We start from the raw sequence: 11,695 nt of genomic DNA, 5'->3' as shown, positions 1-11,695 counted from the left end.
AACGACCGCCATGACCTTCCCACAAACCTGCACCATCCATACGGCCAGCGGCGCGCACCGGCTCGATGTGCGGCTGGCAAATAGCTTCCTGTCGCGCTTTCGCGGGCTGATGCTGGCCGGACCTTTGCAACCCGCGCAAGGGCTGCTGATCACCCGCTGCCGCAGCGTCCACGGCGCCTTCCTGCGCTATCCCATCGACGTGGTGTACCTGGACCAGCATGGCGTCGTCACCGAATGCATCACGCCGCTGCATCCCTGGCGGGTCAGCTTCAGCGGTATTGGCAGGGACGGTGACGGCCAGCGCTACCGGCGTGCCGCCCACACGCTGGAGCTGGCGGCCGGCGCGGTCGAGGCGATGGCGATTCAACCGGGCGACCGCCTGGTCCATCCCCACCTGCCCCACGCGCCGGTGCAGCAGCCCCGGCATAGATCACAGCGCGGCTCGGCGATGATTGAGTTTACCGTCGTCGGCCCCATCATCACCTTGCTGGGGCTGGCGGTGCTGCAATACGGCATGCTGTTTTTCGCCAGGACTCAAATCAACTACGCGAGCTTCATGGCGGCGCGCGAGGGCGCCACCGCCAATGCCAGCGTCGACAGCGTCCATGCGGCCTATGTGCGCGCACTGGTGCCGCTGTATGGCGGCGGCCAAACGCCGGATGATCGGGCCACGTCGCTGACCAAGGCAAGCGAAGACATCGGCGCCAATGGGACCGGCAACGTCAACATCGAACTGCTCAACCCGACCAAGGAAAGCTTTACTGATTGGAATGACCCGGTACGGCAGGCCGCACTGCATACCGGCAGCCGCCGCGTCATTCCCAACAGCGGACAAGCGTTCAAGGACCAGACGGTGGGCGCCACCTCGGGCCAGACCATCCAGGATGCCAACCTCATCAAACTGCGCATCACCCACGGCTACCTGCCCAAGGTACCGTTTGTCAAAAACCTGTACGGCACCTACCTGAAGTGGCTGGACCCGCATACCGACGCCTTCCATACCAAGCTGCTCGCCGACGGCCGCATTCCGGTCGTGACCAATATCACGCTGCACATGCAATCCGACGCTATCGAGCCCGCTGCGCCAACTTCATCACCCGGCCCAGGCAACGGCGGCACGCCAGTCAACCCCGGCGATCCACCCGTCACGCACGACCCGCCGCCGTCCTGCAACAACGCCAGTTGCGCCGACCCGACAACGCCCACGCCACCGACGCCACCGGCATGCAACCCGCTGATCGACCCAACGCATTGCGAGGGGCCGCCGTGTTCCGTGATGTGCTGCAAACCAGACTGAGGCAGTCAATGAAGACATTCCATCGAAGCATGCTGCTATCGTTCTGTTGCCTGCTGCTATCCGGCGCCGCCATGGCAGAGTGCGGCCCTGTGCCGGGCGGGCCTCCGTCCGCATGCACGCTGAGTTCCCCGGCCAGCATCAGCGCCAGCGGCGGCGTCGACGCTGGCGCCGGCAACCCGCTCAACGTCATGACCGGCAACAAGTACCAGCGCGAAGACGACATGCCGGCGCTACCCGGCATCCTCGGGCTGGAAGTCGTGCGACACTACAACAGCGCCTACAGCAAGCCTGGCACGCCAAGCGGACCGATGGGCCGAGAGTGGAAACTGTCCTACGAGACGGAACTCATCGACAAATCCCGCAAGATCCAGATACTCCAGGCCGATGGTTCCCGGCTGATCTTCGACAGGAACCCGAAACATCCCAACCTGTGCAGCACTGTCCTGCCGGCCAACGGCCGCATCGTACTCGGGCAAGAGCCGAACGGTGCCAACGACTACACCTGGACCTGGCCCAGCGGACGCCGCCTGCACTTCAACAGCGGCGGAAAACTCGATCGCATCACCGCCTCCAGCGGCGAAGCCGTCTCCCTCCAGTACGACGCCGACCAGCTCCTGGTCAGCGTCACTGACCCGCAGGGCCGCAGCCTGCACCTGGCTTACCTGGACCGGCAGACCGCCAAGGCCGGCGACCGCTTCCGTGGCGTACAGCGCATCGACAGTCCAGTTGGCCGCTTCGCCTACGAATATGGCAGCACTGTCCCCAAGGGCAGCACCGCCTTCGACGCCCGCATCCTGCTAGCCAATATGGCCCGTGTTCGACTGCCGGCGGGTTCTGCGGCCGGCGTCAGCCGCGTCTACCATCACGAAGATCCGCGCTTTCCCTGGCTGCTGACCGGCATCAGCATCGAAACGCCAGGGCCGCGTGGCCAACCCGTCGTCACCCGCTTTGCCACCTTTGGCTACGACGACAACGCCCAGGCCAATCTCAGCACCCACGCCGGCAATGTCGGCAAGGTCACGCTCGACACCCGGGAAGGCGGCAAGACGGTGCTGACCAATAGCCTGGGGCAGCGTACTGTCTACCGCCACGCCATTGTCGGCGGCGAGCACCGCCTGCTGGAGGTGCGCGGTGCGGGTTGCTCCACCTGCGGCGAGACCAATGTGCGCTACACCTATGACAAGCTGGGCCAACTGGTCGAGGCAATCAAACTGAGCGAAAACGGCGAGCCGATCAGCGCCATCCGGCGCACGCTCGACCAGCTGGGCCGCCCGGTCGCCATCAGCAAAGTCAGCTACGAGCACGGCAAACCTGGCGCGGCCGTGCCGCAACTGCGCCTGGCGTACCAGGGCGAAGACGTCGCACCGACGCTGCTCGCCTGGCCCAGCGTGGTGCCCGGCAAGGAGCGCCAAACGCGCATCGCCTACAACGCCGCCGGCCAACTGCTGAGCGTGACCGAAACCGGCTGGATTCCTACCTACGCCGGTAAACAAGCCGCAGCGCCAATTGCGCGCACCACCACGTATCGCTACGCCACCATCCATGGCCGCAGCCTGCTTACGCACATCGACGGGCCGCTGCCCAATGGCAAAACCAACAGCCCGATTGACTCCGACGTCACCGTGTTCGAATACGATAACGGCGCGGACAGCAACAGCGCCTCCGCGCAAGGAAAACTGGCACAATACGACGAGCGCGCAGGATCACACAACGGACGGCTCACACGCATCACCGCCCCCGGCAATCTGGTCACCGAGGTGCTGGCGCGCGACGAAGCATTGCGGCCCAGCCAGCTGCGCGTCACGGACGGCGATCTGGTTTGGCTGGCCAGCATTCGCAGCAATCGCCGCGGCCAACCGGAACATATCGAACTGAGCGGCGGCGCCATGCAGCGACAACTGCGTTATGAGTACGATGCGGATGGCCGTATCCAAACCGTGACGCGTCCGGGAAACCTGCGCAGTACTTTTGAATATGACCCGGCAGGCCGGCCCAGCAGTATCATCCTGCCGGACGGCAGCGGCGTCGCGATTACCCACGATACCGAGGACCGCGCCGGCAGCGTTTCACGCTACAACGACATGACAGCGGCAGCGGCGCAAGCGCTGGCATCGATCCGCTTCGACTATAGCCGTGACATCGACAAACCTGGCCGCCTCACGGCACAGGCCGATTCACTCGGCCTCCTCAACAGCTACCGCTACAACGACATCGGACAAGTCATCGCCATCACCAACGCCATCGGCGCGCGCGCCACCTTCGCCTACGACGCGGATGGCCGTCTTGCCAATCGCACCGACGCTGCCGACAGCAAGGACGCGGCCTCGCTAGCTCTGGCCTACGACAATGCCGGCCACGCAACCCAAGTCACCGCGCCAAACGCCGTCAACACGCTGCGGCGCTATGACGACTTCGGCCTCAAAGTATTCGAAGCGGACCCGGACCGGGGCGTTACCCTGTTCCGCTATGACGTGGCAGGCCGGCCACTGGTTCGCATCGATGAAACCGGTACAGCCACCAGCTACAGCTACGACCACGCCGGCCGGCTGCTGGCAGTCGGCAAGGACAAGATCACCAATCTGCTGCAATACCGATATCGCGGGAGCCGGCTGGCCGGCATGGTCAGCACCACCGATGGCAACCCGGCACATGCCGTCGAGCGCCTGGAATACCAATACGACGCGTTGGGCCAGAAAACCAAAGAGACACGCTGGCTGGCCGACGTGACCGCGCGCACCGCCTCTGAAGCACTGCTCTTCATTACCCGGTACGAATACGACGAAGCTGGTCGCCTGGTTCATCAAGTCCTGCCTGACGGGCATAGCCTGCACTACCGCTTTGCCGCAGCGGGCGATGCGCGTCAACGGGCGGACCAGCGTTACCGTCCCGGCCAGCTCCACGCGATTCTGTTCGATGATCAAATCGTCGTCAGCGACATCGAGCAAACCATTGCTGGCGGGCTGACCGGCTACACGATGAGCAACGGCGCGCGGCAACAAATCCAGCTGGACCGGCGTGGCCGCATTGCGCAATTGCGCACGGTCGCGGATTCAGCAAATGGCCCGTGGTGGCGCCGTATCGCGGCATGGTTCTCCTCCAAGCCGGATAGCGCCAACACGCCGCTCTACCAGCAAATCAACCATTACGACGAAGCTGACAGACTGGTCCAGATTGAACGCCAAATAGCCGCACCTGACGTTGGCAAGCCGCCCAACGCGCGGCGCGAAATATACGCTTATGACAGGATGGACAGACTGACCAGCATCGTCTCCAGCGACGGAGCGGACTCAACTTTCCGCTACGACCCGGTCGGCAACCGCGTCGCAGAGTCGGTCAAGTTTACGCACCAATTCGGAGATGAGATTCCTGCCACGGAGCCAACGGCACTTAGATTCAATTATGCACCGAGGGGCAACTGGCTGCTCTCGACCACACAGGCGAATGCAACCGCAGTCCCACATGTGCAGAATGCTTGGTTTTACCATCCTACAGGGCTACCAATAGTACAACTGCGATGGCAGACCAGCGGCGCGACTAACAGACACATCTTCTATAGCCGCGACAAACGCCCTCTCTCTGTATACGAGAACAGTCAACTTATTGCGCGTTACCACTACAACAGCCAAGGCGAGCGCATCGCGAAGACTATTTTTTCACTTCGATCAGAGCTTGTACCGGTCTCGCTCGCCAAGGTGGCGATCCGAGGTGAAACCACCTATTCGCTGTATAACGACGAACGTCTAGCCGCCGAGACGGACAGCCGTGGACACATCACCGCCCACTACGTTTACCTGTACGGCAAGCCGGTGGCAAAAGTTGAAATGATGGATAGCACCTCTCTGATCCGTCGCTTGTGGAGTGCAGTCAAGATGCGCACTGAAGGCAAGGCCCGCAGCAGCCTGCCACAAGTCTTTGCTATCGTGGCAGATCACTTGGGCACCCCTCAGGAAGTCCTAGATGAGCGACGGCAGGCGGTATGGCAAGCAGCCACGGCCGCATTTGGCCAAGCGCGCGTGACCTACGCGGCGGTCTCAAAAAATGGAAAACCATTCCAGATGGATTTGCGCTTCCCTGGTCAAGTCTATGACGCAGAAACCGGCCTGCACTACAATTACCTGCGCGACTATGACCCACTACTGGGACGCTACCTGGCCCCCGACCCGCTGGGGGTCAGCGCCGGAACTAATCCATACACATATGCGTCAAATAATCCGCTCACGAACGTCGATCCTCTAGGTTTGTATCAAATCGACGTTCACTATTACATGACGTTCTTTCTGGCGATCACAGCGGGAGTAGATAAAGATGTCGCGCGCCAGATTGCGCTAGCGACTGAGTATATCGATACGAACCCGGTGACTAGGCCAATGAAGGACGGAAGGTTTCTGGACTATTGGGATAGTGTTTTCATAAATCAGCCCGCGCTAGTGCGCTACCATTTCGTGGAGGATGGTTACGACCCTCCTCGAACCGCAGTTGAAAGCCTCTACTACATTACGACTGGTAGTGATTTGCAGAGCTATGTAGATCGACGTATTGTCATGCCGGCAAGTCCACAACTTCAGCGCCTACTGGATGCATCCAATTTCGCGAAGACCGACCCCAATGCCAACTGCCTTTCAAGCGCTCAACTCTTCGGTGAATATCTTCATGCTTTTGAAGACACGTTTGCACATCGAGACAGGTTCAACGAACCGTATGCAGCGACTACCGGAGGACTTGGTATTGGCCACTTAATGGGAAGCAAAGACCCGGACTATACATATAACCATCCCACTCTAGAAATAGCAGGTATTCCAATTGCGCCATGGGACAACAATGAAGCAAGGACCCTAGAGATGGAAACAGAAGTGTTCAGTAAACTGAAAGCTTTCAGCAACCCCGCAAATCACCAAGAGTCGTCAATAAATACGATCACGTATACATTGAAAGTTTTCAATGCCTTCCAGGCAAGTGAGGATTCGGCAAATATAGGCGACAAAGTTGCGATACTTAACAATGCTCTTCAGTACTTAGGCTATTCCGGAATTGATCTTACCTATCAACAGGGACGAGATGCGTACAGCGATAATCAAGCCGCGACAAACCGAGATGACGCCCTGAGCAGACTTACTCCCTCGGATTATGTTGGCACGATTCTACCTAGGGGGACCTCTCCGTTGCCAAAGTAAAAACGATGAAAATCGATATGTTTAGCTGTCGGTCAAAGCTACTCCTTATGGCTTTATTACTATGTGCCGTTTGGCTGCTTTGGCCGACGGAACAATTGAAGTCATTCTTACAACCACCGGTGTCGACTCCGAATGGGTTTGCTTTTTGCAGCGAGGTACGACCAAAATTCGGCCCCTATCAACAAGCAGTAATTAAAGAGCCGGGACTCCACTGCGTTAGCGTTGATTTCTGGCAGCAGCGTCTTGCGGATTTTGCAGGCCATACCGGGCCGACCTCAGACAGTAACTTGATCTCAATAATAGCGAATGATGTGACGATCGAAATGTCCAATCACACCATACACAGTGACGGAAATTCCAATGGTATTGTGGCGCAACGGATCGAGCAAAACGATAGATCTATACCAATCAATATCGTCATCAAGAATGGAGTCCTGGACCTCAGGGGCGCAGGAACAGGCGTGGCCATATTGGATCAATGGTCCATGAATAATATCAATGATCAAGCTCCGAAAAACATTTCCGGTTTTAGAAAATCAGGTATCGTACTTGAAAATCTACTTATCAAAACAGACAACGTCGGCATAAAACTCGAGGGAGATGGCAACATCATCCGCAACTGCATAATTGAGAGTGGCGGGAACAGCGCTGTCATGTTGGCAGGTCCTAACGGAAAAATTATAAATAATATAATTACTCTCACTGAGCCCATGCCACCCGCCAATGGTGAATCAGGTCTGCTGTCTCAATTCGACAATCTATCTGATTTCAGAAAAAACCAACGCGCAGCCATAGCCTTGCATCGAGCGACCAACACAGTAATTAGCGGCAATAGGATTCAAGTCAAGGGGACGTCTCGGACCTACCACAACATTTATCTCACCGATGCCAGCGTTAGCGTACATATATCAGACAACACAATTGTAGGCTCTGCCGATATCGTGACTTCTACAAAAGGAAGCACAGCCGACATTAAGAGTAATGTAGTTGAAAAACACAGGAACAAGCAATGGTGACTATAGTAGTTTTTTTGCAACCCTAGGTAGGAGAGCGCGCCATGAAAACCAAAACAAGTCGAACGCTTCGGTTAATTTTATCACCGCTTGGATTATACTCACTATACATTTTAAACATATTAATTACTCCTCAGCCTTACTTAATAAAATTTTGGAGTATTTTAATTTATTTTAGCATCTTGCTTCAGGGATGTAGGCTTCTAGCTATGGCGGTGCTTTCCTTGGGTGTGAATATTTTTCTAAACCGTCCCTTGAGCCCAAGCTGTTTCAACGCGATAGCGGTAATTCTTGTAGGTCAATTGATTTGTTGGCCTTTATTTTTCTTGCATAGCACTTACATCATACTATTACCCTACGCGATCAGTATTGGTGTACCGGATGCTCCGACGCCAAGCCGCGTGGATTTAGGCACCGTAGCCCCGTTTTATCTTCTATACGTTCTGGTACTGCCTTTTCTGATAGTGACACTTGGATTACTTCTCTTCCTATGCTTTTCCCACAGGCTTTACCAGGAAAAATGCATCACTTTCACTATTTTCGTGTCTACTTTTACTATCGTGCTAGTACTGAATGTGAGCGGAATTGCCCCAATTCCAAATGAGTTGCTATACATATTTTGGCTGCTGCCATCGATCCTCGTGTCCGCGTACTTGGTCGATAGACAACCGACGACGACTTCATCCTCAAGTTGATTAATTATTTTTATCAGGCGACATAAAATGCGCATCAACTTTCGTACGATTAAAATTTTTATCAAAATTTTCATAATTCACAGAATACTTACTCCTTCATTTTCAAATGCAGAGCAATTAAATCCCAAAGTACACAATTCATTCTGTGAAGTCGCGGTGGACCTAACAACGGACAATTGGTCTGTTTCAATCCGTAATTCAGGAATTTTTTGTATAGGAAGTACTCTTAAACAAACTTTTCCTTTGATTCGGTTGACACATCAGGCGGTCCCAATGAGCCCGTTGATCAGCATATTTTCGAGTAATGTTACTGTTGATTTAATGAATCGAAATCTTTCCGCACAAACCCCAACTGGGCAAGGGGTGGTGGCGGAAGATACGTCGAGAATGCCTCGGCATACTATTGAAATAAGAAGCGGAACAATCCGTACCGCGAGTCAGCCAACCATATTTATGGTTAATTCTTGGAACAGCAATAACGTACGCTTTGGCAGCGGCCGCTTTGCCATTGCGGAGTCAGCCGGTGATCTTACTCAATACAAACCTACCGAGTTCGTGCTGGAGAACCTCACGCTCACGGCCGAAAATCACGTCATCATCATGCAGGGCATGAACAACATAATCCGGCATTGCAAGATCATTGGCGGTAACGGCACAGTCAATGTTTTCGGTCCCAATCTGATTTTTGAGGATAACGAAATTATTTTGCACGCCAGAGCCCAGGCTGAGGCAAGCGACCAAGCGCCAGCCGCCCTGTATCTCGAAGACGCAGCCGGCAGCGTCGTTCGCAACAACCGCATTACGATCAAAGGCAATACCTCCGGCAGTCAAGCTATTGTCCTGAAAAATTCACCGAACGTCACCTTGCAAGGCAATACTATCAGCGGTACCGATTCCCTCTATAACCTCCTCGACGAACAGAGTTCTGTCATGGCTACCGACAATCACCTCAACCGATGAACTGTGCATATGGCTACCCATACCGCGATTCGCATTGCTGCAATTTGCATGTTGGCATTGATAACTTCACCAAGTTTAGCGCAGGAATGTTTTCAAATACGACTGCCTGAGGGCCACAAGGAAATCCGCGTCCCAGCCAACCTTGCACTGGTGAGATATGAGGGCCAATCTACCTTGACTCCGGCTGGGTTTTGGCTGTATCACGGGGGAGAAAATTTGTCGCTCAGCGGCCCAGGTCGCTTTTGCTTGGCCCAGGATATTGTCCGAAACGTGGGAATCGCCAAGCTACTCGGCGAACCAGGTGGGTCGGGTCCGCTAATTCAACTTTCAAATAGTGACATTACATTAGATTTACGCGGGCACACGCTACGCTCAGATCGTGCCGGCGTCGCAATTGAGGGCTACGTTGGAGGGAAAATCCACCAGACCTCCCCCATACATTTTCGTTTACGAACGGCAGTATTGAAGTGAATGGCAAAGGCGTATCTTTCACGGGATGGCAGTACGTGGGATATAGACACAACTATCGACCTGATCCAGCTCTACTCGATACCGTGACAGAGTGGTACGGTCCAGACTTTGGAGATTTCAGCCACACAAATATTCTCTTGGAAAACCTCACCATCAAAAGCGGTGGGTTGGCTGCCTATCTAATCGGTCGCAACAACGTCATTCGTCATTGTCGTATTGAAGTGGAAGGCCATGAAGCGGTGGCGCTGTTCGGCGCAAACAATCAACTCATCGACAACGAAATTATCGTCAGGCGTACACTCCCTCCACCGGTTGCCCAAGACAATTCGCGCCCGAGATTTGGTACCTACTATTTGGATTATGCCGCCATATGGATCCGCGATGCACCAGGACTCATCATCAGGGGCAACAAAATCACGATCGAGGGTTTGTTCAATGCCGAGCAAGCGATTCTGCTTGCCAATAGCCCCGACGTTGTCATCGAAGACAACGAGGTCACCGGCGCTAACAACCTCTACAAAGCGCTCGACGGGCAATCTTCCGCGCGGGCGCACAACAACCGAAAACGATTTGGGAAGTGGCCAGAAAATTGATTATTGGCGGAAAAGAAAACCATGATTTCCACAAGTTCAGCCCTGCATAGTAAACCCGATGAAACTCTACGCGCCTCGCTTTCGCTCGAAGCTTTTCCTGATGGTCCCCTTATTATGCACCCTCTGGATCCTATGGGCGACTGAACAGACAAAGTCATTCTTGCAGCCGCCGATGCCGAGTTCGAACCGTTCCGCGTTTTGCACCGATTTACGACCAAAATTCGGCCCCTATCAACAAGCAGTAATTAAAGAGCCGGGACTCCACTGCGTTAGCGTCGATTTCTGGCAGCAGCGTCTTGCGGATTTGGCAGGCCATACCGGGCCGACATCAGACAGTAACTTGATTACAATAATAGCGAATGATGTCACTATCGAAATGTCCAATCACACCATATACAGCGATAGAAATTCTAATGGCATTGTGGCGCAACGGATCGAGCAACCGCTGACAGTTCTATGAATCCCAAGAAATATTTAATATATAACAAGGACAGCAACGATCACAAGGTCGGGGACAAATTCCAGCAAGATGATTTCAATGGAACTATTTTTAAATAAGGGCATGTATGTTTTCGAATGAGTATATAACCATACTAATCTCCTCCTTACTCTTTGCCAGTATTTTTTCTTCCGAGGCTGCGCCTCATTTAAATATGAGTGGCGATGTTGTTTGTCAAAGAGTCGTTGATACCAGCGGAGATAACTGGACAATCGCAATTTGGGACAGTGGCAAGTTTTGCGTCGGCCAAAACTTGAGCCAAGACGACCCTATTTTTAAATTACCACATCAGCCAGTCCCGAAGTCCCCATTGCTATTGATCCGTCATAGCGAGGTTTTTGCAGATCTGAACGGGCATAATCTGAAAACCCGTGTGGAACATAGAGAAGGTATTCGAGTATTTGCCATGGAATCCTCTCCACTAAGGGCGATATCGATTCGAAACGGCTTTATTAGCAGCACTTCGGGACCAACTATTTACATGGTGGATGCCTTTAATGACAAAAACAGAAATATTAGATTTGGACGGAATTTTCCTATTGCAGTGTTTAACGGCTATGCAGCAATCTATCGACCTACCGAGTTTATCTTGGAAAATCTTACTCTACAAGGAGATAGCCAAGTCATTATCATGCAAGGGATGAATAACATCATCCGGCACTGCAAAATCATCGGCGGAAATGGCACAGTCAATGTTTTTGGGCCCAATCTGATTTTTGAGGACAACGAAATTATTTTGCACGCCAAAACCGAATCCGAGGCGAGCGGCGAAGCACCAGTCGCCTTGTACCTCGAAGACGCAGCAAACAGCGTAATACGCAACAATCACATCACGATCAAAGGCAATACCTCCAGCAGCCAATCCATTGTCCTGAAAAATTCACCGAACGTCACCTTGCAAGGCAACACCGTCAGCGGTAACGATACGCTCTACAAGCTTCTAGACGAACGTAGTTCTGTCATCGCGACCGACAATCACCCCAACCGATGAATCGT

General features: G+C 54.1%; 6 protein-coding genes. All 6 read left to right on the top strand.

Features of this window, described 5'->3' with window-relative positions; translation table 11 throughout:
• Positions 1 to 10: 10 nt before the first annotated feature.
• The 6 genes from HH213_RS23770 (at position 11) to HH213_RS23745 (ending at position 11,690) form a co-directional block, all read left to right on the top strand.
• Entirely contained in the window at positions 11 to 1,297 is a 1,287-nt protein-coding gene (locus tag HH213_RS23770; RefSeq protein ID WP_169113875.1) for a DUF192 domain-containing protein, read from the top strand.
• Positions 1,298 to 1,305: 8 nt separating this feature from the next.
• Positions 1,306 to 6,468, top strand: a complete 5,163-nt coding sequence (locus HH213_RS23765) for a DUF6765 family protein (protein WP_169113874.1) — start codon at positions 1,306 to 1,308, stop codon at positions 6,466 to 6,468.
• Between the two features lie 5 nt (positions 6,469 to 6,473).
• Entirely contained in the window at positions 6,474 to 7,484 is a 1,011-nt protein-coding gene (locus HH213_RS23760; protein ID WP_169113873.1) for a right-handed parallel beta-helix repeat-containing protein, read from the top strand.
• Positions 7,485 to 8,203: 719 nt separating this feature from the next.
• Positions 8,204 to 9,136 (top strand): right-handed parallel beta-helix repeat-containing protein, encoded by a 933-nt coding sequence (locus tag HH213_RS23755; RefSeq protein ID WP_169113872.1) that lies wholly within the window; start codon positions 8,204 to 8,206, stop codon positions 9,134 to 9,136.
• Positions 9,137 to 9,744: 608 nt separating this feature from the next.
• On the top strand, positions 9,745 to 10,200 hold the full coding sequence (locus HH213_RS23750; protein WP_158563730.1) for a right-handed parallel beta-helix repeat-containing protein: 456 nt from the start codon (positions 9,745 to 9,747) through the stop codon (positions 10,198 to 10,200).
• 566 nt (positions 10,201 to 10,766) lie between these two features.
• Positions 10,767 to 11,690, top strand: coding sequence for a right-handed parallel beta-helix repeat-containing protein (locus HH213_RS23745; protein WP_169113871.1), 924 nt, complete (start codon positions 10,767 to 10,769; stop codon positions 11,688 to 11,690).
• The last annotated feature ends 5 nt before the right edge of the window (positions 11,691 to 11,695 follow it).

The organism is Duganella dendranthematis (assembly GCF_012849375.1).
Classification (GTDB): Bacteria; Pseudomonadota; Gammaproteobacteria; order Burkholderiales; family Burkholderiaceae_D; genus Rugamonas; species Rugamonas dendranthematis.
The sequence above is the reverse complement of the archived record's forward strand: the minus strand, read 5'-3'. Positions and strand labels throughout refer to the sequence as shown.

What these genes read in the sequence shown, in the direction of transcription:
- HH213_RS23770 (WP_169113875.1), top strand. Translation starts at nt 11, where the DNA reads ATGACCTTCCCACAAACCTGCACCATCCATACGGCCAGCGGCGCGCAC.
- HH213_RS23765 (WP_169113874.1), top strand. Translation starts at nt 1,306, where the DNA reads ATGAAGACATTCCATCGAAGCATGCTGCTATCGTTCTGTTGCCTGCTG.
- HH213_RS23760 (WP_169113873.1), top strand. Translation starts at nt 6,474, where the DNA reads ATGAAAATCGATATGTTTAGCTGTCGGTCAAAGCTACTCCTTATGGCT.
- HH213_RS23755 (WP_169113872.1), top strand. Translation starts at nt 8,204, where the DNA reads ATGCGCATCAACTTTCGTACGATTAAAATTTTTATCAAAATTTTCATA.
- HH213_RS23745 (WP_169113871.1), top strand. Translation starts at nt 10,767, where the DNA reads ATGTTTTCGAATGAGTATATAACCATACTAATCTCCTCCTTACTCTTT.